Genomic DNA, 25155 nt, shown 5'->3' with positions numbered 1-25155 from the left:
AAAGTTGCTAAATTATTTACCATTACACTTTGTTGTGTTTTTAATTGTTGGAATATGTGTTCAGTTTTTTACTCAATTTTGGAACATCAATCTTTTGAAAACAATCTTATTTTTAAGCCTTATTGCAATAAGTATTTTATTACTGAAGAATAAAATTTTAAGAACAACATTGGCTTTAATGTTGTTCTTTTTTATAGGAGTTATTTCCATTTATTTTAATGATGATAGAAATTATGATTCTTTTTACAAGCATCACTTTAAAGAGAGCTCAACTATTGTTTTAAAGATTGATAAAGTTCTTAAACCAGGAGAATTTTATCGAAAATATTATGCTAAAATTATAAATGTTGATAAAAAGATAACAAGAGGAACAGTTCTTTTAAATGTTAAAAAAGATAGTACTTCTACTTTTTTTAATGTTGATGATCAATTATTGCTAAACACATCATTAAAAGAAATAAATCCTCCTTTAAATCCGCATCAATTTAATTATAAATTATATTTAGTAAAACAAGGTGTTTATCATCAATTGTTTACAGACAAAAATCAATATTTAAAAACCAATAAAAGTACTGTTACTCTGGTTGGTTTATCTGCAAGGTTTAGATCTAAAATAGAAGAAGCAATAAAAAAATATCATTTTAAAGAAAATGAATTATCGGTTATAAATGCTCTTTTGTTAGGGCAAAGGCAAGACATTTCTAAAGAACTGATTAGAGATTATCAAAGAGCGGGAGCAGTACATATTTTAGCTATTTCTGGTTTGCATATTGGTATTATATTAATAATCTTAAATTTTCTTTTTAAACCGATAGAGCGTCTTAAACAAGGTAAAACTATAAAAGTTATAATCATTTTAATTTTATTATGGATGTTTGCTTTTATTGCAGGTTTATCGGCTTCTGTTGTTAGAGCTGTAACTATGTTTATGTTTGTAGCAATTGGTATGTCTTACAAAAAGAAAAAGATAACTGTATTTTCTGTTATAACATCAATGCTTCTTTTGTTGTTGTTTAAGCCTTTGTTTTTGTTTGATGTTGGTTTTCAGTTAAGTTATTTAGCCGTTTTAGGTATTCTTAGTATTCAGCCACAATTATATAAAGCTTATAAACCAAGGTTTTTTTTAGATAGAAAAGCTTGGGAATTGTTTTCGGTTTCAGTAGCTGCTCAAATAGCTGTTTTACCTTTAAGTATTTATTATTTTCAACAATTTCCTGGATTATTTTTAGTTTCAAATTTGGTGATTATTCCTTTTTTAGGTGCAATTTTAATAGGTGGTTTTTTAGTAATTATTTTATCACTTTTAAATATTTTACCTCAATTAATTGCAGATTTTTATGGATTGATAATTTCTGTAATGAATAGTTTTATTAGTTGGGTTTCTCACCAAGAACAATTTTTATTTAAAGAAATTTCCATCTCATTTTTACTGATGTTAATCTGGTATGTTTCTATTGTTTTCGGAATTTCTTTTTTTAAAGAAAAATCATACAAAAAACTTGTTTATTTTTTAGTTTCTATATTTTTATTGCAAGGTGTTTATTTGTTTGAAAATAGTAATAAAAAACATAAAAAAGAACTTATTGTATTTCATAAAAATAAACATTCTGTAATAGGAAAAAGGTTAGGAGACAACTTTTTTTTAGAATGTAATTTAGATAGTTTACAGTTGATAAAAGATAATAGTATAAATTCTTATAAAGTTTCGGAAGGTGTGCATAAAATTGAAAAAATATCTTTTAAAAATTATACTAATTTCGCTAATAAAGATATTTTATTAGTAGATAGTTTAGGTGTTTATAATGTTGCTACCAAAAAGAAACCTATTGTAGTTTTGCAATTTTCTCCTAAAATAAACTTAACAAGATTGATAAAAACAATAAAACCATCGCAAATTATTGCAGATGGTTCTAGTTATAAAAGTTATGTAAGTTTTTGGGAAGAAACTTGTAAAGAGTTACAAATTCCATTTTATTATACAGGTAAAAATGGAGCTTATGTATTAAAATATTAATCGCCTTTTACTTTAAACTCTGGTACAAAAGAGGCGTTAAATTGGTCAAATTGTTCTTTGTTTGTAATTTTTTTGTACTGATCGTCTTTAAATAATTTTAAATACAATTCTATTGAGTCTGGTCCGTAATATCCTCTTAAAGGCATTATTAAACCCCCTTTATTATCTATAAAAACAATAGTTGGGTAAGCATTTATTCCCATAAAGTTTGCAAATTGATGAACGCTGTTGCGTTTGTTAGCTCTAGTTTCATCGTAGTTAGGGTTTCCATAATCATTTCCTTCGTAAGAAATAATTTCATTTCCTTCTCCATTAAATTTAACAGCGTAATAGTTTTTATTGATAAAAGCAGCAACATCTTTGTGTTGAAAAGTGTTTTTATCTAATAATTTACAAGGACCACACCAATTAGTGTATACATCCATTATTATATTTTTAGGATTTTCTTTTTGAAGCTCTAATGCCTCGTTTAAAGTCATCCAGTTTATTTTTTGTGCATTAGTTTGAATGGTGTAAACTAAAATACTTAAAAAAAATAGTGTTTTTTTCATGTTTATATAGACGTAAAAAAGTTGTTAACTTTCATTAAAAATGAAGTTGTTTTGTTGTTAATATTGTTAAAATAAAAAATAAAACAACCAAAATAAGAATTATTAAGAAGTTTATTAAATAAAAATTATAAAAAAAATATTAAAAACCTTTTATTTTATGATTTAAGTAAACTTTGTTTGTAGTAAAATAAAAAGCCTTATAAATTATATTTATAAGGCTTTTAATATATTAAGGTTTTTGTTTAATGAACGTTACCCATTAATTTTTTCATTAATGGAGAAAAAACTAAAACAATTGCACCTGCACCTAAAGCATACATTGCAATTAAATGAAAACCATCTGTATAAATACCTAAGGTTTCTAAACCACCAACATTAGAATCTGTGCTTTCTACAGCTAATTGTTTAGAGATAAAACCAACTATTTGAAAAGCAAATGCTGATGATAAAAACCAAACTCCCATCATAAAAGCAACAATGTTTTTTGGAGATAAGTCTGTTATTTTAGATAAACCTACAGGAGACATAAATAACTCTCCTATAGAAATAATTAAATACATTACTAATAAGTAAGTAAAAGGAACCATACCTTTTTCATCTGCACTAGCACCGCTAATAGATAAAATATAAAAACTAGCACCTGCTAAAAGTAATCCTAATCCAAATTTATATGGAGTTCTAGGGTTCATATTCTTTTTAGATAAATATCCCCAAAGTAAAGAAATAGGAATTGCTAAAATAATAATAAACATAGAGTTTAATGCGTTTGTTTGGCTCGCACTCATAATACCATCTAAAGAAACATTTCTAGACGCAAATAATGTAATTACACTTCCAGATAACTCATGAAATCCCCAGAATAATGTCATAAAAAATGTAATAAGAACTGCCATTATTAGTTTTTTTCTTGCAACAGAATCTAAACTATACGTTATGTAACCTAAGTAAGCTAAAACAGCAAAACCTATAAATTGAAAAATTACACCTACGTAATTTGCTTGCCATGAAGCAAGTAAATAAGCAATTACAGGAACAAATAAAACGGCTATAATTGGGATTAATGTTTTTTGAGGAACTCCAACTACTTTTTTCTCGTAAACTTCTTGAGATGGTGGCATTCCTTTATCACCAAAAACGTTCTTTTTAATTCCGCTCCAAAAGAAAATTAACCCAGCCATCATTCCAATTCCGGCTAAACCAAAACCATAATGCCAACCATATTCTGCAGCTAACCAACCACATAAAAGCGGAGCAACAAAACCGCCAATATTAATACCCATATAAAAAATGGTAAAACCAGAATCTTTTCTTACATCTCCTTCTTTATATAATGCCCCAACAAACGTTGAAATATTTGGTTTAAAAAAACCATTACCAACTACAATTAAAGCTAAGGCTGTAAAAAATGCCATATCATCTTCTATGGCTAAAACAAAATGACCAATTGCCATTAAAATACCTCCTAAAAATATAGAAGATCTCATTCCTAATATTTTATCAGAAATTTGACCACCAATAACTGTAGATGCATAAACTAAAGAACCGTAAGATGCGTAAACTACAGCAGTTGCTGTATCTCTTTCTGCTATTGCTTTAAATATTTCTTGTACCATGTAAAGCGTTAATAACGCTCTCATTCCGTAGAAACTAAAACGCTCCCATAATTCTGCAAAAAATAAGTAGAACAATCCTTTTGGATGTCCAAACATTTGTGGATCTTCTGTAGCTGTGCTAACTCCTTTATCTAACATATATTTATTCTTTAATTTATCTTATTTGTTGTTTAAGTTTTCTTGAATGAAGTTTGTCATTTTAGTGTACAAATTCAAACGAGTATTTTTTCCTTTATAAATTCCGTGTGTTCTATCTGGTACAATAAACATATCAAATTGTTTATTGGCTTCTATTAAAGAATTTATCATTCTATAAGAGTTTTGTACGTGTACATTATCATCACCAGTACCATGAACTATTAAATACTTTCCTTTTAGTTTTTCTGCATAATTTATTGGCGAATTATCATCATAACCACTTGCGTTTTCTTGCGGAGTTTGCATGTAACGTTCTGTATAAACAGAATCGTAAAAAGCCCAAGAAGTAACAGGTGCAACAGCAATTGCCGTTGTAAAAATGTCGTTACCTTTTAGTATTGCATTTGTACTCATAAAACCACCAAAAGACCAACCCCAAATACCAATATTATCATTGTCTATATAAGGTAGATTTGCTAATTTTTTAGCTGCAGCAATTTGATCTTCAACTTCGTATTTACCCAATTCTTTTTGAGTAACTTTTTTAAAGTCTGCACCTTTTAATCCTGTTCCACGTCCGTCAATACAAACCACAATAATGCCAGTTTGTGCTAACATATTGTGCCAATAATCATTACTAGCGTGCCAGCTATTACCAACTTGTTGAGAACCAGGACCCGAATATTGAAACATTAATAATGGATATTTCTTATTCTCATCAAAATCTAAAGGCTTTACAGTCCACATATTTAAATCATTACCGTTGATGTTAATGGTAGAAAATTCTTTAGGACTCATTTTATAAGTAGCTAATTTGTCCTTTAATTCTGAGTTTTCTTTAATCACTTTTAACATTTTTCCTTTAGCTGTGTATAAAGAATAAATTGGTGGCGTTTCTGCAGAAGAATACGTGTTGATAAAGTAATTTAAGTTTTTGCTAAAAGCAGCTGTATTTTGACCTTCTTTTACACTTAAAGCTTTTTTGTTTTTTCCTTTTATGTTGATAGAATATACACCTCTATTAATAGAACCGTTTTCTACAGATTGATAATAAATGGTGTTTTTCTTTTCGTTAAAACCATAATATTTGGTTACTTCCCAATTACCCTTTGTAATTTGGTTGATTAGTTTTCCGTTAAAATCATAATGATAAATGTGGTTATAACCATCTTTTTCGCTAGTCCAAATAAAACTATTATCAGCTAAAAAAGTTAAGTTGTCTGTAATATCAACATAAGCTTTGTCTGTTTCATTCAATAATAATTCGGTATTGGCATTTAAAGCGTTTACTTTATATAAGTTTAAATTATTTTGATGACGATTTAAAGTTGTAGCAACCAAAGTAGCAGCATCATTAGACCATTTTATTCTTGGAATGTATTCGTAGTTTTTTAAGGCAACTTTGTTAGAAGTGTTATTAGATAATGTGTACATGTGTAAAGTAACATCTGCATTTTTTTCTCCTGCTTTTGGGTATTTAAAAACCTGTTGTGTTGGGTATAATTCGTTACCAACAATATCCATAGAATAAGTTGGTACATTGGTTTCATCAAAACGTAAAAATGCCAAATGAGTTCCTGTTTTGTTCCACTCAAAAGCTCTTACAAAACCAAATTCTTCTTCGTAAACCCAATCTGTAATTCCGTTAATAATTTCATTTATTTTTCCATCGTTAGTAACTTGCGTAATTTTATTAGAAGCAACATTTTTAATAAAAATATTGTTGTCTTTTGCGTATGCTACGTTTTTATTATCAGGAGAAAAAACAGGTTCTTGAATTTCTTTACCAATTAAAGTAAGTTCTTTTGACGCAATATCGTAAGCGTAAAAAGTACCTTTATATGAACGTCTGTATATTTTTTGAAAATTAGTACCTAAAATTAACTTTGTTTCATCATTATTAAAACTATAAGAAGAAAATGATGGCAAGTCTTTTAAATCTGCACTATTTACTATTGTTTCTACTTTTTCTAAAGTTTTGTAACTGTATTTATCTACAGTTACAGATCTTGTATCTCTATTAAAATCTAAAACAGCATAAAAATCGCCATTCATAGAATTTAAAGAATTCATTCTTTTAGCAGAGAAACTTCCGTTCCAAATTTCTTCTAGTGTAATCTCTTTTGATTTTAAGGTGGTATTTTGGGAGGTTGTTGTAAAACCAGCAAATAAAAATATTGCTGTTAAAAGGATTCCTTTTTTCATTCTAATAGTAGTATTTGATAAATGTTTGCCAAGTTTACGGAAAAAACCGCAAAAAATATCTTAAAAAAGCATAAATCTTGATTAAAACATAATGTTATAGCAGTTTCACTTATCTTTGTTCTTTATAGTTTTATATCTTAATAAATGAGCAAACTTATTTCTGGTTTTTCTAAGTATACCAAAGCAGAGAAAATTAATTGGTTAACAGAAAATTATTTTCACAACCAAAAAGAAACTAAAAATATTATCAAACAATATTGGAATGATGATGAAGATTTACAACAACTCCATGATGATTTTATAGAAAATACAATTACCAATTTTTACATGCCTTTTGGTGTTGCGCCAAACTTTGTAATTAATAATAAAGAATATGTAATACCAATGGTTATAGAAGAAAGTTCTGTAGTTGCTGCAGCTTCTTTAGTTGGTAAGTTTTGGAGTACAAAAGGTGGTTTTAAAACTACTGTTTTAGGTACTACAAAAATTGGGCAGGTTCATTTTATATTTGCAGGAGAAAAAGCTGAATTAGAAAGTTACTTTAACAAAAATAAAACCGAATTATTTGCAGCAACAGCTTCCATTACTAAAAATATGGAAAAACGTGGCGGCGGAATTTTAGATATTAAATTGGTAGATAAAACCGATAAATTGGCCAATTATTACCAATTACATGTAACCTTTGAAACGAAAGATTCTATGGGAGCAAATTTTATCAATTCTTGTTTAGAGGCAATTGCCAATGAATTTAGAAATGATGAAATTGAGATTGTAATGAGCATCCTTTCTAACTACGTGCCAGAATGTTTGGTAAGAGCAGAGGTTAGTTGTAAGATTGAAGATTTAGGAGGTGAAAATCCGCAGAAATTTGCAGAGAAATTTTACCAAGCGGTAAAAATTGCAGAAATAGAACCTTACAGAGCAGTAACACATAACAAAGGAATTATGAACGGAATTGATGCTGTTGTGTTGGCAACTGGTAACGATTTTAGAGCAATAGAAGCTGGTGCACATGCATATGCGTCTAAATCTGGCCAATATGCTAGTTTATCTCATTGTTCTATTGATGATGGGATTTTTAAATTTTGGATAGAAATTCCCTTGGCTTTAGGTACAGTTGGTGGTTTAACCGCTTTACACCCGATGGCAAAAATGTCTTTAGAAATGTTGCAAAAACCATCTGCAAAAGAATTAATGCAAATTATGGCAGCAGCAGGTTTGGCTCAGAACTTTGCAGCCTTAAGAGCTTTAACTACTAAAGGTATACAACACGGACACATGAAAATGCATTTGCAAAATATTTTAAACCAGTTTGATGCAAATGACCAAGAAAAAGAAATTATTACAGCTTATTTTGATAAAAAAACAGTAACACATTCTGGTGTTGTAGAAAAAATAAAAGAGTTAAGAAAACCGAAAATAAATTGGGTAGATTTTTTAAATTTAGATAAAATATCTTCAAGTTTATCAACTTTAAATTTAAATACAAAACCTGTTTTCGGAAAAATGAATGCACAACAAATGATAGAACATTTAAGTGCAGTAACACAAATTGCTAACGGAAATTGGAAGGTTGATGTTTTTGTTGCTGATGAAAAAGCTGCGCGTAGAAAACCATTTTTAGATTCTGAAAACGAATTAGAATTAGGTTTTAAATCATCATTTACATCAGAAGAACCGGTTGCTTTAAAATTTAATTCTATTGATGAAGCAATAGCAGATTTAAAAAAACAGTTACAATTATTTGTAAAAGTTTTTACAGAGGATATGGATAGAAAAATAACACATCCGTTTTTTGGAGAGTTAGATTTTGAGTATTGGAAAAAATTTCAAGTAAAACATTTTACACATCACTTTAAACAATTTAACGTGTTATAATTAGTTTTTTTCTGTAAATACAGAAAATTATAAAATTAAAAAAGTCTTCTCGAGCGCAGTTGAGAGGTCGTAAAAAAGAGTTATCATAAAAAGGTTTCGACTGCGCTCGACCAGACAAAGTTGTTTTGAAAAATTTTTACTCAAACGGAAAACTATTACTAACAGGAGAATATCTTGTTTTAGATGGCGCAAAATCATTGGCAATTCCAACAAAGTTTGGGCAAGATTTAATAATAGAAAAAATAAAAGAACCAGAAATTATTTGGGGCAGTTTTACGCATACAGGTAAGTGTTGGTTCGAAGCTGTTTTTGATTTAAAAAAGCTACGTTTAATAAGTTGTACTTACAATTCTGATAAAGAGGGAAGTGGAGAGGTTATTGCAGAAACCTTGTTAGAAATTTTAACGGAAGCAAAAAAAATAAATCCAGATTTTTTAACATCAGAAACCGGATTTATGATTAAAACAGCATTAACTTTTCCAAGAAATTGGGGATTAGGAACTTCATCTACTTTAATAAACTCTATTGCAACTTGGGCACAAGTAGATGCTTTTACCTTGTTGTGGAATTCTTTTAAAGGAAGTGGTTATGATATTGCTTGTGCGCAAAATAACACTCCTATTTTTTATCAAATAGAAAAAGATTTTTCTACTGCGCTAGAAATGACACCAAAAGTGCAACAAGTTAATTTTGATCCAAGTTTTAAAGAAAACTTGTTTTTTGTACACTTAAATCAAAAGCAAGATTCTAAAGAAGGAATTGCAAAATTTAGAGAACATCTTGATTGTGCTAAATATGACATCAAAGGAAAAATAAAAAGAATTTCAGAAATTTCTGATGCTTTTTTAAAAGTAGATTCATTAAAAGAATTTGAAAATTTAATTGTTGAGCATGAAAAAATAATTAGTTCAATAATCAAATTAAAACCAGTAAAAGAAAAGTTATTTCCAGATTATTTTGGAGCAATAAAAAGTTTGGGTGCTTGGGGAGGAGATTTTGTGTTAGTAACAGGTAATACGTCAACACCAACATATTTTAAAAATAAAGGATTTGAAACAATTCTTACATATCAAGAAATGGTTTTATAATAAAGATTTTAGGTCTCGACTGCGCTCGATCTGACAACTAAAGATTTAAATGTCTCCTCGAGCGCAGTCGAGAGGTTTTATACAAGTTATACGAAATGAGTAAAGTAGTAATTATTGGAGGAGGAGCAGCAGGATATTTTACAGCAATAAATGCCAAAGAAAATAATCCGGATTTAGATATTATCATCCTTGAAAAAGGAAAAGATGTTTTGCAGAAAGTAAAAATTTCTGGAGGTGGAAGATGTAATGTTACACATGCGTGTTTTGTACCAAAAGAATTAACCGAATTTTATCCTAGAGGAAAAAAAGAATTGCTAGGACCTTTTCATCAATTTATGACCGGAGATACTTTTGAGTGGTTTGAAGAAAGAGGAGTACCTTTAAAAATAGAAGAAGATAATCGTGTTTTTCCAGAAGCTAATACTAGTCAAGCAATTATAGATTGTTTTTTAAATGCTGTTGATAAGTTAAATATAAAAGTATTAACAAATTGTGGTGTAAATTCTGTTTATCAACAAGATAATAAATGGGTTATAAACACAAAAGAACAAAATTTTGAAGCAGATAAAGTTGTAATTGCAGCAGGTAGTTCTAAAAAAGTGTGGGAAATGTGTAAAACATTAAATCATACAATTATAGAACCTGTGCCGTCTTTATTTACTTTTAATATTAATGATAAAAGGTTGGTAGATTTGTTAGGTACTTCTGTTCCAGATGCTACGGTTTCTATTTCTGGAACAAAATTAGAAGCATCTGGGCCTTTACTAATTACACATTGGGGAATGAGTGGACCAGCAGTTTTAAAATTATCCGCCTTTGGCGCAAGAATTTTAGCCGATAAAAATTACCAATATAATGTAGAAGTAAATTGGTTGTCTAGACCAACAGATAAGGTTTTAAATGTTCTTTTAAATTTAAAAAAGAAAGAACCAAGAAAAACGGTTGTTTTAAAATCTCCATTTTCTGAGATTTCTAAAAGATTGTGGGAACGTTTTGTTATTGCTTCAGAAATAAATAAAACACAAAATTGGGCAGATTTAAACAATAAACAATTAGAAAATTTAGCAAATCAACTAACAAAAGGAATTTTTAACGCAAACGGAAGAACCACTTTTAAAGATGAATTTGTAACTGCTGGCGGAATAGATTTAAAAGAAATTAATTTTAAACGTTTTGAAAGTAAGAAGCATCAAAATTTATTTTTTGTTGGGGAAGTTTTAAATATTGATGCTGTTACTGGAGGTTTTAATTTTCAAAATGCATGGACAAGTGGTTTTATTTGTGCGAAATCTTTAGCAGAATAACTAGATTTGGTAAAACTGTTAATTCGAGTGAATTTAAAAATGAAAGTTTTTAAATTTGTATTGAGAATAAGTTTTACGTTATGAAAGTTTTCGATAGAATTTTGATAAAAAAAAATGAAATCACTAGAACTGACAAACCAAAAATTAACTACTAACAACTAATTATAATGGCAAGAACAGAATCAAACGAATTTGCAGTTGGTACAAAAGCACCAGATTTTACTTTAATAAATACAGTAGATAACTCTTTAGTTACTTTACAAGAAGCAAAAGGAGAAAAAGGAACAGTAATTATGTTTATCTGCAATCACTGTCCGTTTGTAATTCATGTAAATGAAGAATTAGTAAAAATGGCTAATGAATATCAGCAAAAAGGAATTGGTTTTATTGCAATAAGTTCTAATGATGTAGAGAATTACCCACAAGACTCACCAGAGTTAATGAAAGAGTTAGCTAAAACAGAAAAATATCCTTTTCCTTATTTATATGATGAAACTCAAGAAGTAGCAAAAGCTTATGATGCTGCTTGTACACCTGATTTTTATGTTTTTGATGCAGGATTAAAAGCTGTTTATCATGGGCAATTAGATGATTCTAGACCTGGAAATGGAAAACCCGTTACAGGAAAAGATTTAAGGTCTTCTATGGATAATTTATTAGAAAATAAATCCATCATAGAAAGCCAAAAGCCAAGTATGGGGTGTGGTATTAAATGGAAATAATATTTTTCTTACTTATTTATTAAAAGATTATTTTTTAGAGGAAATTACTATTATGCTAAATGATAATCTTAAAAAGACGATATAATTTAGAGATTATTAGCGTCTAATTTTGTCATTTTTAACCATAATTTGGTTATTTCATTTTGTTTTTTTAGAAAAAAAATAAGATATATTCTTTGCTATGCATTTTTTTTTAGAAAAAAAATGCTTTTTTAGGGTGACTTATTTAAAATAATAAGTTCTTTTGTTTTTGTTGTTTTAAAAATAAAACAGCATTATTTTTTGTTTTTTTTGTTTTTAGGAGGGTAAAATTATTGATTACATATTTTAAAGGAGAATTTGACTAAAATTACGGTAATTAACTGTTAATAAGTATGTTAAATTTTTTAGAAATAGATTTTAAAAAGTATTGCTTTATTAGATTAAATACCTTTAATTTGTAACGCAAACATTTAATTATCAAATAAATTGACTAATATTTTATGTTGGGAATTAACCGAAAAGCCAACTAAATTTTGAAGTAGGTAACGAACCCTAAACCATAAACAAAATGAAAATGAAAACAACAAAAATTTTAAAATTAACATTAGCACTAATGGTATCAGCAACTTTATTTACAAGTTGTGAAGAGTCTTCAGAAAACTGTAATTGTACACAAGAAACTGTAAATACAGAAACAGGAACTATAGTGCAAACTTCTGATAATACATTTCCTAGCTTACCAGGAGCTGTATGTGATTATGCTAACACTATTGTAGAAACAACTGTAGAGGGTGTTCTTTATGAAGTTACTACAACTTGTACAGGAACAACTGCTCCTGCAACTACAGACTAATTTATAGTAGTTTAAAAGATCTAACAAAAAAAACCAGCTTTGATAAGATAAGCTGGTTTTTTGTTTTTATGCAGTTTTTTAATTGTTTATTGCATTTTTTGAAGATTAGCTAACTCTAAATTAGTAAGTTCTCTCCACCTACCTCTTGGTAAGTTTTTCTTAGTTAATTCTGCAAAGATAACTCTATCTAATTTATTTACTTTATAACCAACATGTTCAAAAATCTTACGTACAATTCTGTTTCTACCAGAGTGTATCTCAATTCCTATTTCTGTTTTTGGTTGCCCGTCTACATAAGAAACTGCATCAATAAATACTTTTCTGCCTTCAATTATTACTTCTCCTCTTAACTTTTCTAAATCTTTTAAATCTAGTTTTCTGTCTAGAGAAGCATGATATAATTTACGTACATTGTGTTTTGGATGTGTTAATTTTTTTGCTAGATCACCATCATTTGTAAATAATAATAAACCTGTAGTGTTTCTATCTAAACGTCCAACAGGGTAAATTCTTTCTTTTGATGCATTAGCAACCAATTCCATTACTGTTTTTCTACCTCTATCATCATCCATAGTGGTAATGTAGTTTTTAGGTTTATTCAGTAAAATGTATTTTTTTTGCTCAGGAGAAATAGAAGTTCCATCAAAACGTACAACATCAGTAGGTTGTACTTTGTAGCCCATTTCTGTTACTAATTTTCCGTTAACTTCTACACTACCATGTTCTATATATGTATCTGCTTCTCTTCGAGAACATACACCAGAATTTGCAATATATTTGTTTAAACGGATTCCTGATGATTCATCAGATTTTTGAGTTTCTTTAATTTTAGTAAAAGTTTTTTTAGGACTCTTTCTAGCTAAAGGTTTACTTTTTCTGCTTAAAGGAGTGTTTCTTTTACCTTCTTGTCGTCCTCTCGACGAGTTTTTATTTGATTTCATTACTTAAAATTTTTGCAAAAATAAGCATAAAAAAGTTTAATTCAATCGGTCTATCACTTTTTCTACAATAAGTGATGTATCAATAAAAACTAAAGACAAAACACCAATTAAAAGTAAGATTTTCAAAATGTTATGCATTAAAATATATTGTTTTACTCTTGTAGATTTCCAGAGATAAAATCCTAAGAAAATTAAGACTATAAAAGCAAAATAAAAGTAAAATCTCATATAACTTAAAGCAGGATAACTGAATAAAATTACAACAGGAAAAACAGTTAATATTAATAAAAAAATAGATAATTGCTTTGTTTTTTTTTCTCCATAAACTACAGGAAAAGTGTCATAATCATTTACAATAGCTCCTTTCATGTTCTGTAAATCCTTAATTAGCTCTCTAACCATTAATACAAGAAATAGAAAGATAGCATGAACAAAAATTATTTTCGAAAAGTTTTTAAAATATATGAAAACAGCAAAAAAAGGTAAGATTGTAAGTATAGTTGCAGAAACTAAGCCTGTAAAAGCGTACTTTTTAAGCTTGTGGGAATAAAACCAAATCCCGAAGATATAAATTGCAAAAAATAAGGCTGCTTTTAAGGAAATTAAATAACCAAAAACAAATCCTAAAAAGTTTAAAGTAAAATACAATTTTAATTTTGTAGATTGTTTTACATAATTATCTATACCCGTTTTTAAAGGTCTGTTAATTCTATCAACCTTTGCATCATAAAAATTATTAATAATGTAGCCAGAAGCAATTACACAAATACTTGCTAAAACTATATAGAACAAATCTCTATCTAAAATTATATTTCTTGCAGAGCTTTGTGGAGAGAAAATAAAAATAGCTGCTAAATACTGCGCTAAAACTAAAACTAAAATATTATACCCTCTTATTACAGAAAGTATGCTGAAAAATTTAAAAATAAACCTTTTTATTTTAAAATTTATCATATAATTTAGAATCTATAAACTAATTCTAATTTATAGTTTTTAAGACTTTTTTGAGCTTTAGCATAATCTTCTGTAAAACCTAAAATATAACCACCTCCGCCAGAACCGCAAAGTTTTAAGTAATATTCGTTGGTAATAATTCCGTTTTCCCAAACTTTATGAAAAGCAGTAGGAATCATTGGTTTAAAGTTCTTTAAAACAATTTTAGATAAAGATTTTACATTGCTAAATAAAGATTTTACATTACCATGTAAAAAATCTTCTATACAAGCATCTGTTGTAGTAGCAAACTCTTCACTAATCATTTTTCTAAAACCTTCGTTTTTCATCTTATTCATAAAGATGTTTACCATTGGCTCTGTTTCTCCTATTTGCTCAGAATCTAATAAGAAAACAGCACCTTTTCCTTCTTTTTGAGAAGGAATACCAGCTGGTTCTACATTATCTTTAGAGTTTATTAAGATTGGTAAGCTTAAATAACTGTTTAGAGGGTCTAAACCAGAACTTTTACCATGAAAAAAAGATTCCATTAAAGAAAAAATTTCCTTTAATTTTAATAATTTTTCTCTAGTTAAGTTTTCTAAAACTGTAATCTTATCTAAAGCATATTTATCATAGATAGAAGCAACTAGAGCACCAGAACTACCAACACCGTAACCTTGCGGAATAGAAGAATCAAAGTACATTCCGTTATCAATATCGTTTTTAAAACCCTCTAAATTAAAGGAAACTAAATTTGTTTTTAAAGATTTTAAATGTTGATAAAAGCGTTCTAAATTTTCATTAGAAATTTTAGGTTTGCCTGTTAAATTTGATGAAGTTTTTAAAGCACCTCTGTAAGCGTTAAACGGAATTGCTAAACCTTTAGAATCTTTAATAATTCCGTATTCTCCAAAAAGAAGAATTTTAGCGTAAAATAATGGTCCTTTCATTTTTCTTTTTTATAGTATTACAAAAGTATAAAAAATATGTTAAAAGTTTGATTTAAAAATTTTTATAAAAAGTTTTCCAAACACCTACTTTTTCTCCTTTATCATATTTTCCTTTTTCTCTAATTTTTCCTTTTTTATCGTACGTTTTCCAAACACCTTCCTCTAAACCATTATTATATCTTCCTTGTACTTTAATTTCTCCTGTTTCATAAAATTCAGAAAAAGCACCCATTTCTTTTCCGTTTACAAGCTTTAGTTTTCTAAAAACTTTACCACTTTTGTAATAAAATGTAACACTTTCTTTGTTTTTAGAAACCACTTTATAATAAATCGCTTTTGCTTTTTGTGTTTCTTTTAAAGCAGCATTAAGCCATGTAGTTTTTTGTGCAGAAATAGTGATAGAAAAAAAGAAAATAAATAAAATTATAAATTTGTTAAAAATTTTCATTTTTGATAAAAATTAAAAGAGAAAATTAGATTTTTTTTGCTCCAAAGCCCACACTATCACAAATATACTGATTTTTCTGACAGAATTTAGCCAACTTATTTTCTATAAAATAATTTACAGCTTCTTTTTCTGCTTCTGGATACAAAACATGCACATTTGCACCAGCATCTAACGTAAAACAAATATTACTGTTATTTTCTTCGCGATATTCCCAAATCTTATTGATAATTTCTAACGTGTTTGGTTTCATTAAAATAAAATACGGATTGCTTGTTAACATCATAGCGTGTAGTGTTAAAGCTTCACTTTCTACCAAATTAACAAATGCTTTTAAATCTCCATTTTGAAGAATTGAAGACATTTTTCCTAAATTTTCATTGGCTTGTTTAAAACGATTTTCTGCATACGGATGATTGTGCATTAAGTTATGACCAACGGTACTAGAAACTTGTTTTTCTCCTTTATCAACCAATAAAATTGCATCTTGATAATTGTTAAAAACCGAATGTACTTTATAAGGAAATTGTACTCCAAATAAATCTGAGCTTCCTTCTATTTCTGGATGATTTCCCCAAACAACTAAAGGACCTTCTATACTTCTACTTGCACTTCCAGATCCTAAACGCGCTAAAAAAGAAGCTTTTTTATTAATTTCTTCTGATGATAAATCTGGATTTAATACAGACTCTAAACTCATTAAACACCTAGCTATAGCACTTAATCCGCTTGCAGAAGAAGCAATTCCGCTAGAATGAGGAAAAGAGTTTTCTGAATTAATAATCATTTTATATTCAAAAATATATGGACAATATGTTTGTATTCTTGTAAAAAAATCAGCAATTTTTGGCTTAAACTCTTCTTTTTGTTGTCCTTCAAAAAACAAATCGAAATCTACAGTTTCAGACTTTTCTTTTTTCTGAAACTCTATAGTAGTGATTGTATGGCAATTGTTTAATGTAAAACTAATAGAAGCGTTTTTTGGTATTTGAGGATTGCTTTTTCCCCAATATTTTACCAAAGCAATATTACTTGGTGTTTGCCACGTAAAAGTTGCTTTTTCTATTGATTTTTCTACCGATTTTGCAATAAATTGTGATGTATTCAAAGTATTAAATTTGCCTCAAAGATAAAACTATTTCATTTAAATATCCGTTAACTTTTTAAGCACGTTTTCTTTATAAGTTCTACTTATAGTAATTGCTTTTTTGCCAATTTCTAATAATTCGTTGGTGTAAGAATCTACTTTGTTTAAATTTACGATATAAGATCTATGAATTCTTAAAAATTGTTGAGAAGGTAATTTCATTTCTATATTAGAAATGGTTTCTCTTGTAACTAAAACTTTTTCTGTTGTATAAATTTTTATATAATCAGATAGGCTTTCTACATACAGTATTTCATCAAATACTACTTTTACCATTTTACGCTCTGATCTTACAAAAATGTAGTTATTTTTTAAAGAAGTTTCTACAGTTTTTACTTTTTTAGAAACGGTAGTTTGTGTTTCAAAAAATTTATTAACAGATTGTAAAAAACGATCAAAAGCAATTGGTTTTAACAGATAATCTACTGCTTGCAAATCAAAACCATCAATAGCATATTCTCTGTATGCGGTAGTAAAAATAATTTTAGATTTTTTATTGATAGATTTTGCTAAAGACAACCCAGAAACATCTGGCATATTAATATCTAAAAAGAATAAATCTATGCTTGCAGAATTTACTATTTCAAAAGCTTCCATGGCATTTTTGCAACTTTTAACCAAGTTTAAATTAGGTATTTTAGCAACATAAGTTTCTAAAATTTTTCTTGCAACAGGCTCGTCATCAACAATAACACAATTTATTTGATTCATTTTTATAATTTAAAACTCAATTTTTAAACTTACTTTAAAAGTATCATTTTTATCAATTATAGCTAATTGATGCTTTTTAGGATACAACATTTCTAATCTCTTTTTTATGTTTTCTAATCCAATTCCGGTTGTTGCCTCATCTTTTATTATTGATGAATTTTCTACTTCAAAAAACAAAAAATTTTCATCAATTTTTAGCTGAATATCAACAGTTAAAACTCCATTAATTAAAACTCCGTGTTTAAAACTATTTTCTACAAACGGAATTAACAACATTGGCGGAATTTGAAAAGTATTACCTATATTTTCTTTTTTAAAATTAACTTTTAAAGTATCGTGAAAGCGCATTTTTTCTAAAGAAATATAATCTTCTAAATGATTTATTTCTTCTGTTAAAAACACTTTTGGTTTTTCTACTTGATATAAAATATAATCTAACAAATTAGATAATTTTAAAATCATTTCTGGAGCTTCATCTGCTTTAGCAATTGCAAAACCATAAATTGTGTTTAAGGAATTAAATAGAAAATGTGGGTGAATTTGCATTTTTAAAAACTTTAATTCTTGCTCTTTTAGTTGTAGTTGTGTTTCTAAAAACTTGTTTTTTAAATCTTCTGTTTTAACCTGTGCTAAATAATTATAACCAATTAACCCAATTACTATTATAAATAAAACCACCATATAAACTCCTAAAATTATAAAAGGTAAGCTTTTGGTTAAAGGAATTACAGATTGATTACCTGTGTTTTCTAATAATATAAAACCATATAATATTGATAAAATTAAAAAACATGTAGCAATTATAAATGTGTAAATACTATATAAAACAAATAAAAAATATTTTTTATTTTGAAGATAATTGGGGATTAAGTAATACAAAAAGAAATAAGAAACAATAATTGTTGTTGGCATTAAAAATGCCGAAAATTCATTTACATATTTTATATTGTTACTACCATATCCTAAAAAATAGGTATAAAAAAAATACACTGCAACCCAGAAAAAAGTATGCAATACTGTTTTTAAAATAAACTTAATAAAAGGATGTATATTTTTCATTAAAGTACAATATCCTATTTTTTATGATAACAGATATATTTTTACGGCGAAATTCATAAAAAAGTGGTTATTCTACCAAAATAGTTCATTTTTGTAGAAAGCAGTAATAATTTTGTAGTTTAGAGCTTAACACACTTAGAACATCATTTTTTTAATTATTAAAAGTTACTTTAAAATACTTTTGAAAAATATAAATCTTAAAAAATAACTCATTATGAAATTATTACCTTTAAATCTTTTAAATGATGGTGGCCCGTTATTTATGTACACAACATTAGTTGCACTTCTTATTTGTATTCTTTTAATAATTAAAACGCTCTTAAAAGGAGATAAAAATGAAAAATCTTTAAAACTAATAAAATCAATCAGTTTGTTTGCTTTGGTTTGGGGTTTTTTAGGAATGATGATTGGTTTAATTGGAGCTTTTGATGCAATTTCTGTATCTAAAGGAATTTCTCATAACGTATTAGCAACTGGTTTAAAAATAGCTTTACTTTCTCCTGCTTTTGGGGCAGTAACTTTTTTAATTGCAAGGCTTGGCATTATCGGACTTATTTTAAGAGAAAAATAGAACGTAACTTATTTTAAACATTACAAAACACCCATTTCATTAATTAAGAAATGGGTATTTTTGTTTTATGAACAAGCAAAAAGTATTTTTACTTTTAAATGGTAAACCGCCTAAAAAACTTCCAGAACTTTCTGGTTACACTGTTATTTGTGCAACAGATGGCGCTTATCAATATTTAAAAAAACATAAAATTAAACCCAATTTTATTAGTGGTGATTTTGATTCTTTAGAAAATTTACCAAAAGATATTGAGGTAATTCATACACCAAATCAAAACTTTACAGATTTTGATAAGATTTTAAAAATATTGTTTGATAAGGGTTTTACAAATATTGATGTTTATGGAGGAAGCGGAAAAGAACAAGATCATTTTCTAGGTAATTTACACACTACAATTCATTGGCAAAACAAATTGAATCTTACTTTTTTTGATGAATACAGTCGTTATTTTTTAGCAGATAAAAGCATTGAAATTAATAACTGTAAAGGCAAAATAGTTTCTTTAGTTCCTTTTCATATTGCTACAAATATTACAACAGAAGGTTTGCAATATACTTTAAATAATGAAGATTTAACTTTAGGAAAAAGAATTGGAACCAGAAACAAAGCTATTACTAATAAAGTGAAAATTACTTTTAAAACGGGCAATTTGTTTATTTTTATCAACCATTAAAAACAGAAAAATTGAGTAGAAAAATAAAATTATTGTGGGATTTTAGAGGTCCGGATGCAAAAGAAACTGCAAAACATCATACCATACATTTAAAAGAATTTGCAACATTAGAAAACTTAACTTTCTTTGAAATCGATATTCAAGAAAAAAACCCGATGTTATTTGCTGCTTTTATAACTGTAGATGAAAAGGATATGAAAATTTACAAAGATGCATTAAAACCTCATAGAGGGGAAATTGCTTAGATTGTTGCTATAAAATGTTAACGTATTTTTTTAAATGATTCTATTTTAAAAAAACTAAATTTGCAACTTCTATTTTTTAGAAAAAATAATGAAACAGAAGCATCAAATATTTAAAGCATTTTTACTCATTGCAATTTATTGTTTTGGGTTAGGTCTTTCTGCAAAAACGTTGCCTTATTTAGGTGAGCAAAACGTTGTTGAAAACCAGGAAAATGTAAAATATTTAATTACTTCTTCTAAAGTTCTTTATACACATACTCAACAAGCAGAAAATTCTGTTAGTGAGTTGTTAGAGTATTTTACACCTAATTTTTTATTCGCTCCTAGCGATATTCTGGCTACTTCTTATTTAAACAAATTACTGTTTAATGCTAAGTACAAACAGTACATTAACCAATTAGATAACACACGGATTAAATATAGAAAATCTGATATTATCTTTCCTTTTCATAATTTTTGGTAATATTTTCTTCATACTAAAGGCTATTAAACAATAGCTATTAACTTATTAATATGTTGCGGTTTACCGTTTCATACAGAAATTATTATATCAAAATTTAAAACAATAAAAATGAATTTAGGAACAATTATTATAGGTTTAGTGTGTATTGTAATATGTACATTACCTTTTGTATTAACAAGCAGAAACAAAAAGAAAAAAGAAAAACAATTATTAAATGCTCTTACAGATTTTGCAAAACAAAACAATTCAGAAATAACTAAACATGAAGTGAATCAGTATTTTGCAATCGGCTTAGATGAATCTAAAAAAACAATTTCCTTTTTGCGTAAAGCTAGAGAAAGCAATAAATTTTTATTTGTAGATCTTAATTCGGTAAAAAAATGTGAAATAAATAACATTAATAAGACATTAAATAATAACGAAAAAATTATAGATAAGTTAAATTTAAATCTTAGTGCTTTTAATAAAAAAGAACCTAATATTACTTTAGAATTCTTTAATGCTGATGTTAGTTTTCAATTGGCAAATGAATACGATTCTTTAGAAAGATGGAACACAATTATCAATAATATTCTTGCAGAAACTAGAGTTGGTAAAGTTGCCTAATAAATAACAATGAATCTTATTCTCTTTTTTTGCAGAGTAAGATTCATTGTTGTTTTTTTGATTATTTTTATTTTTTACATTTCTAAAAACACCTTATTAATTTAAAAGATAATAAGGAACGTTAAAAATTAGAAATATTAAATTAATATTTACAAAGTAATTTTAATAAGCAATGCATACTTTTTTATTTAACCACATAGCGCTTTCTGTAAAAGATGTAGATAAATCTATCAATTTTTACCAAACTGTTTTCCAATTTGAAGAAATTAAAAATACTGCATCTAACTCTAAAACCAGATGGTTGTCTATTGGAGAAGGAAAACAGTTGCATCTTATTCCTCGTCCTGATTTTGAAATCAAAACAAATAAAGCTGTTCATTTTGCGGTATCTACAATTAATATAGATGCATTTGTAAAACATTTATTAGAATTAAAAATTGATTATTCTGATTGGATTGGCTCTAAAAACAAAGATTATATTAGAAAAGACGGTATTAAACAAGTCTATTTTCAAGATCCTGATAATTATTGGATTGAAGTAAATAATGATTTTTAGTTAAGATAAATAAGTTTCGTTGGCTTTTTGTAAAAAACTTGAGAGATTTTATCGGTTTGCATTTTTTAACTTTAATGTTTTAAAGCATCAGTAAAGCTTATATAATAAGTTATATTTAGTTAATATTCTAAAAAGAAAAAACCCTATAAACATTACGTTTATAGGGTTTTAAGTGGTACCTCCAGGAATCGAACCAGGGACACAAGGATTTTCAGTCCTTTGCTCTACCAACTGAGCTAAGGTACCATTGCCTTAGCGGTTGCAAATATACATCCTTTTTTAATATCTGCAAGTAAAATTTTAAAAAATGTATTGTATTTTTGAATTTATAAAAGAAAGAAAAATGAATTTAATAATTGATATTGGTAATACAAGAATTAAAGTGGCTGTTTTTGAGAAAGATAGCTTGTTGGAGGTTGTTGTGTGCGATAAAAAAAATATTTTGTTAGAAGTGAAAAATATTTTAAAAAAATATTCAATATCAAACGGAATCATGTCTAATGTTGCTACAATTTCAGAAAATCAACTTAAAGAATTGCAAAATTTAATTCCGATTAAGATAATTTCTTCTTCCACAAAACTTCCTTTTAAGAATTTGTATAAAACACCCAAAACTTTAGGAGTAGATAGAATTGCTTTAATAATGGCTGCTGTAAATAAATACAACAATAATAATGTGTTAATAATAGATGCAGGAACATGCATTACTTTCGATTTTATAAATAAGGAAAGAGAATATTTAGGTGGTGCAATATCTCCTGGTATTAATATGAGGTTTAATGCACTAAATCATTTTACGGCAAAATTACCTCTTTTAGAAAAAGAAGAGGTAAGTAATTTTATAGGTAATAGTACTAAAGATTGTATGAATTCTGGCGTGGTAAATGGAGTGATTCAAGAAATTGATGGAGTTATTAATCAATATAAAAAAAAATATTCCCAATTAAAAATTGTTTTAACTGGTGGAGATACAAAATTCTTGTTAAAACAATTAAAAAGTAGCATATTTGCTGATCAAAATTTTTTATTAAACGGATTAAATGAAATTTTGAATTACAGTTTAAAGAAATAATTTTATCCTCTTTTAGTAAAAAAAAGTTTGTCAAATAGTTAAAAACGAATTGTTTTTTTTATTAGAGTCTATATTTATATAATATGTTTTATTCTTTTATATAGGTTCAATTAAAATAATTTTTTCTGTAAATTATTAATTTGGCACATCTTTTGGTTTAGATTTAGCGATGAAGCAATTATTTTTGAAGATATATGATTATTGTTAAAAATTAATATCTAATAATAATTTAAGACTATAAAATTATTTTAATTTTAGATTAAGTTTATCTTTGACAGATGTAAATTGTTTTCAATAGAGAAAAGTAAATTAACACAAAACTAATAAAATGAAGAAAATTACGTTTTTACTAGCTGCATTATTGTTTATAATGACAGCAAAAACAAATGCTCAGGATGATGCAAACAGGGAATGTGCAATAAAGTACAATCTTTTTTTAGGTGATTTTAAATCTAAAAAGTATGAAGAAGCTTATACGAATTGGATTTATTTAATGGATAACTGTAAAGATTTATCAGTAAATGTTTACAAATATGGTTCTACTTTAGCAGAAGATGTAAGAAAAGATCCTGCTTTAGCAAAAAGAGTTTATGAGCAAAGATTAGAGTTTTTTCCAAATCAAAACCCTGCAAAAGTACACAGTGATTACGCAACTTATTTAGCAGATAATAAATTATCAACAGAAGATGAAATTTTTACTATTTTAGAAAAAGGATATAGTATAGATCCAACTAAAATGGGAGTTAAAAATTTATACAAATATTTTCAAGGAGTAACCGATAGAAATAAAGACACAGATCCTCAAAAAGTTTTTGATACTTATGATGATGTATTAGAAAATGTAAATAAAAAATTAGAAGGATATGCAGTACAATTAAAAAAATTATCTGTAGATTCTGTTGCTAATAAAAAGAAAATACATGCTTATTCTACAAACTCTAGAGCATTAGGTACTGTAGAAAGTGGGTTAGACGCAATTGTTTCTGATATTGCAACTTGTGAGAGATTGATACCTTTATATAAAAGAAATTTTGAAGCACACAAATCTGATGCTATTTGGTTAAAAAGAGCAGTTTCTAGATTGTTTAACAAAGAATGTCAAGAAGATCCTTTGTATCAAGAGTTAGTTAGAGCTTATGCAGAAGCTTCTCCATCTCCAGAAGCATATTCATTCTTAGCAAGTGTGTTAGAAGATGCAGGTGATAATGCAGGAGCTGATGAAATGAGACAAAAGTCATTTGATTTAGAAACAGACCCATTAAAGAAGTCTAAGTATAAATTAAAATTCGCTCAATCTGCAAAGTCTAAAGGACAATTTAGTAAAGCTAGATCTTTAGCTAGAGAGGCTATTAGTCTTAACCCTAACTCTGGTAGAGCTTATTTATTTATTGCTAATTTATATGCATCAAGTGCTAATAATTGTGGTACAAATGAGTTCGAAAAAAGAATGGTTTATGTTGCAGCTTTAAATAAAGCACAAAGAGCAGCATCTGTAGATCCTAGTATCTCTGCAGTAGCAGGAAAATATATAAGAAGTTATAGAGGTAATGTACCTAGTCAAAAAGTAATTTTTACAGCAGGTGTTAATCCAGGTAGTAGTTATGCTATTAAATGTTGGATTGGAGAAACTGTAAAAGTTCCATCAAAATAATTTTTTGAAAAAAATAAATAAAATATTAAAAAAAAGCATTGCTGTACTATGTGTTACAGTAGTGCTTTTTTCTTGTTCTAATAGTACTAAAGAGGTTAGAGACTTTTTAGTTTCTAAAAACTTACCTATAGGTATTTCTAAAAATGCTTATCATGTTTATAAGGATTCTGGAAGAATAACTTCTAAAATAATAACACCATTAATGTATGATTTTAGTAATAGAAGTGAACATCCTTATAGTGAGTTTCCAGAAGGAATAAAAATTATAAATATAGAAGGGAAAGATTCTGTAACTATAATAGGTGACTATGCTTTATCTTATTCTAAAACTTTAATTTCTGAAATAGAAGGCAATGTGGTTGTAATTAATCATACTGATAAATCTAAACTAGAAACAGATCAATTATTCTGGGACCAAAATACAAATTATTTCTTTTCAGAAAAACCATTTACATTAACAACATTAAAAGATACTATTTATGGTGTAGGTTTTGAGTGTAAAGAGGATTTAAGTAAACATTTAGCAAAAAAAGCAACCGGAAGGTTAGAAACATCAGAAGAGTTTAAGGATGAATAAAATTTGGAAATTTTTTCAATACGGTTACTTAATAGTAGCTGTTATTTGTTTAATAGAAGGCATTATTAGAATCAGTTCTGGTTCTGAGAAGGAAAAAGGATATTTATTTATTGGTGCTTCTATTTTTATTACTTTAGTTTTTTTCTTTAAAAGACATTTTAGAAAAAAAGTAGAAAAAAGAAATAATTTAAATAAATAGTTTTG

Annotated in this window: 26 protein-coding genes, 1 tRNA gene and 1 pseudogene; 17 read left to right on the top strand and 11 right to left on the bottom strand. The window is 27.3% G+C overall.

All coding sequences use genetic code 11. From position 1 onward, the window contains the following. The first annotated feature begins 94 nt into the window (after positions 1–94). A complete protein-coding gene (locus tag KI686_RS06280; protein WP_237588418.1) occupies positions 95–2014 on the top strand; it encodes a ComEC/Rec2 family competence protein in 1920 nt (639 codons plus the stop codon). Here the strand turns inward: KI686_RS06280 and KI686_RS06275 are convergent. The 3 genes from KI686_RS06275 to KI686_RS06265 all read right to left on the bottom strand — a co-directional run bounded on the left by KI686_RS06275 (position 2011) and on the right by KI686_RS06265 (position 6521). Next, the gene (locus KI686_RS06275; protein WP_237588417.1) at positions 2011–2565 is read right to left on the bottom strand and encodes a thioredoxin family protein; all 555 of its coding nucleotides are present in this window, start codon (positions 2563–2565) and stop codon (positions 2011–2013) included. The genes KI686_RS06280 and KI686_RS06275 overlap by 4 nt on opposite strands. A 242-nt stretch (positions 2566–2807) precedes the next feature. Continuing rightward, positions 2808–4316, bottom strand: coding sequence for a peptide MFS transporter (locus tag KI686_RS06270; protein WP_237588416.1), 1509 nt, complete (start codon positions 4314–4316; stop codon positions 2808–2810). A gap of 21 nt (positions 4317–4337) precedes the next feature. Next, the gene (locus tag KI686_RS06265) at positions 4338–6521 is read right to left on the bottom strand and encodes a S9 family peptidase (protein ID WP_237588415.1); all 2184 of its coding nucleotides are present in this window, start codon (positions 6519–6521) and stop codon (positions 4338–4340) included. A gap of 144 nt (positions 6522–6665) precedes the next feature. On the opposite strand from KI686_RS06265, the pseudogene KI686_RS06260 reads away from it, so the two are divergent. From KI686_RS06260 to KI686_RS06235, 6 genes and pseudogenes are all read left to right on the top strand, one after another. Beyond that, positions 6666–7934: pseudogene (locus KI686_RS06260) on the top strand (hydroxymethylglutaryl-CoA reductase, degradative); the annotation flags it as partial. Next, complete coding sequence (locus KI686_RS17310; protein ID WP_497801188.1) at positions 7917–8399, top strand: DinB family protein; 483 nt, start codon at positions 7917–7919, stop codon at positions 8397–8399. The pseudogene KI686_RS06260 and the gene KI686_RS17310, both read left to right, overlap by 18 nt. Before the next feature lie 125 nt (positions 8400–8524). Further along, positions 8525–9487 (top strand): GYDIA family GHMP kinase, encoded by a 963-nt coding sequence (locus KI686_RS06250; protein WP_237588414.1) that lies wholly within the window; start codon positions 8525–8527, stop codon positions 9485–9487. Positions 9488–9582: 95 nt separating this feature from the next. Next, positions 9583–10791 carry a BaiN/RdsA family NAD(P)/FAD-dependent oxidoreductase gene (locus KI686_RS06245; RefSeq protein ID WP_237588413.1) on the top strand — a complete coding sequence of 403 codons (1209 nt, stop codon included), beginning with the start codon at positions 9583–9585 and terminating at the stop codon, positions 10789–10791. A gap of 167 nt (positions 10792–10958) precedes the next feature. Next, a complete protein-coding gene (locus tag KI686_RS06240; protein WP_237588412.1) occupies positions 10959–11513 on the top strand; it encodes a thioredoxin family protein in 555 nt (184 codons plus the stop codon). A 556-nt stretch (positions 11514–12069) separates the two neighbouring features. After that, positions 12070–12348, top strand: coding sequence for a hypothetical protein (locus KI686_RS06235; protein ID WP_237588411.1), 279 nt, complete (start codon positions 12070–12072; stop codon positions 12346–12348). Between the two features lie 86 nt (positions 12349–12434). On the opposite strand, the gene KI686_RS06230 is transcribed toward KI686_RS06235, so the two are convergent. Genes KI686_RS06230 through KI686_RS06200 form a run of 7 tightly spaced genes read right to left on the bottom strand, consistent with a single transcriptional unit; the run spans position 12435 to position 18537 of the window. Continuing rightward, entirely contained in the window at positions 12435–13289 is an 855-nt protein-coding gene (locus tag KI686_RS06230; protein ID WP_237588410.1) for a pseudouridine synthase, read from the bottom strand. 36 nt (positions 13290–13325) lie between these two features. Next, entirely contained in the window at positions 13326–14243 is a 918-nt protein-coding gene (locus tag KI686_RS06225) for a geranylgeranylglycerol-phosphate geranylgeranyltransferase (RefSeq protein WP_237588409.1), read from the bottom strand. Positions 14244–14248: 5 nt separating this feature from the next. After that, positions 14249–15175, bottom strand: a complete 927-nt coding sequence (locus KI686_RS06220; protein ID WP_237588408.1) for a mevalonate kinase family protein — start codon at positions 15173–15175, stop codon at positions 14249–14251. A 52-nt stretch (positions 15176–15227) separates the two neighbouring features. Then, on the bottom strand, positions 15228–15623 hold the full coding sequence (locus KI686_RS06215; protein ID WP_237588407.1) for a toxin-antitoxin system YwqK family antitoxin: 396 nt from the start codon (positions 15621–15623) through the stop codon (positions 15228–15230). Positions 15624–15648: 25 nt separating this feature from the next. Beyond that, positions 15649–16728, bottom strand: coding sequence for a diphosphomevalonate decarboxylase (locus tag KI686_RS06210; protein WP_237588406.1), 1080 nt, complete (start codon positions 16726–16728; stop codon positions 15649–15651). 36 nt (positions 16729–16764) lie between these two features. Beyond that, positions 16765–17478, bottom strand: coding sequence for a LytR/AlgR family response regulator transcription factor (locus KI686_RS06205; protein ID WP_237588405.1), 714 nt, complete (start codon positions 17476–17478; stop codon positions 16765–16767). A gap of 9 nt (positions 17479–17487) precedes the next feature. Further along, positions 17488–18537 (bottom strand): sensor histidine kinase, encoded by a 1050-nt coding sequence (locus tag KI686_RS06200; RefSeq protein ID WP_237588404.1) that lies wholly within the window; start codon positions 18535–18537, stop codon positions 17488–17490. A gap of 214 nt (positions 18538–18751) precedes the next feature. On the opposite strand from KI686_RS06200, the gene KI686_RS06195 reads away from it, so the two are divergent. The 6 genes from KI686_RS06195 (at position 18752) to KI686_RS06170 (ending at position 21651) form a co-directional block, all read left to right on the top strand. Continuing rightward, complete coding sequence (locus KI686_RS06195) at positions 18752–19108, top strand: MotA/TolQ/ExbB proton channel family protein (protein WP_237588403.1); 357 nt, start codon at positions 18752–18754, stop codon at positions 19106–19108. A gap of 67 nt (positions 19109–19175) precedes the next feature. Then, positions 19176–19781, top strand: a complete 606-nt coding sequence (locus KI686_RS06190) for a thiamine diphosphokinase (protein WP_237588402.1) — start codon at positions 19176–19178, stop codon at positions 19779–19781. An 11-nt stretch (positions 19782–19792) separates the two neighbouring features. Then, complete coding sequence (locus tag KI686_RS06185; protein WP_237588401.1) at positions 19793–20026, top strand: hypothetical protein; 234 nt, start codon at positions 19793–19795, stop codon at positions 20024–20026. A gap of 88 nt (positions 20027–20114) precedes the next feature. Further along, the gene (locus KI686_RS06180; RefSeq protein ID WP_237588400.1) at positions 20115–20489 is read left to right on the top strand and encodes a hypothetical protein; all 375 of its coding nucleotides are present in this window, start codon (positions 20115–20117) and stop codon (positions 20487–20489) included. A gap of 108 nt (positions 20490–20597) precedes the next feature. Then, entirely contained in the window at positions 20598–21095 is a 498-nt protein-coding gene (locus tag KI686_RS06175; protein ID WP_237588399.1) for a hypothetical protein, read from the top strand. Between the two features lie 172 nt (positions 21096–21267). Continuing rightward, positions 21268–21651: a VOC family protein gene (locus tag KI686_RS06170; protein ID WP_237588398.1), complete on the top strand. Its 384-nt coding sequence runs from the start codon at positions 21268–21270 to the stop codon at positions 21649–21651. A gap of 173 nt (positions 21652–21824) precedes the next feature. Here KI686_RS06170 and KI686_RS06165 read toward each other — a convergent pair. Beyond that, positions 21825–21897 (bottom strand) — tRNA-Phe (locus tag KI686_RS06165). Positions 21898–21994: 97 nt separating this feature from the next. On the opposite strand from KI686_RS06165, the gene KI686_RS06160 reads away from it, so the two are divergent. From KI686_RS06160 to KI686_RS06145, 4 genes are all read left to right on the top strand, one after another. Further along, entirely contained in the window at positions 21995–22723 is a 729-nt protein-coding gene (locus tag KI686_RS06160; RefSeq protein WP_237588397.1) for a type III pantothenate kinase, read from the top strand. A 328-nt stretch (positions 22724–23051) separates the two neighbouring features. Continuing rightward, positions 23052–24374, top strand: coding sequence for a tetratricopeptide repeat protein (locus KI686_RS06155; RefSeq protein ID WP_237588396.1), 1323 nt, complete (start codon positions 23052–23054; stop codon positions 24372–24374). Between the two features lie 4 nt (positions 24375–24378). Then, positions 24379–24951 (top strand): LPS export ABC transporter periplasmic protein LptC, encoded by a 573-nt coding sequence (lptC, locus tag KI686_RS06150; RefSeq protein WP_237588395.1) that lies wholly within the window; start codon positions 24379–24381, stop codon positions 24949–24951. Then, on the top strand, positions 24944–25150 hold the full coding sequence (locus tag KI686_RS06145) for a hypothetical protein (protein ID WP_237588394.1): 207 nt from the start codon (positions 24944–24946) through the stop codon (positions 25148–25150). Before lptC ends, KI686_RS06145 begins: the two co-directional genes overlap by 8 nt. Positions 25151–25155: the final 5 nt, after the last annotated feature.

This window comes from Polaribacter sargassicola (assembly GCF_021991835.1).
GTDB lineage: Bacteria > Bacteroidota > Bacteroidia > Flavobacteriales > Flavobacteriaceae > Polaribacter > Polaribacter sargassicola.
The sequence above is the reverse complement of the archived record's forward strand: the minus strand, read 5'-3'. Positions and strand labels throughout refer to the sequence as shown.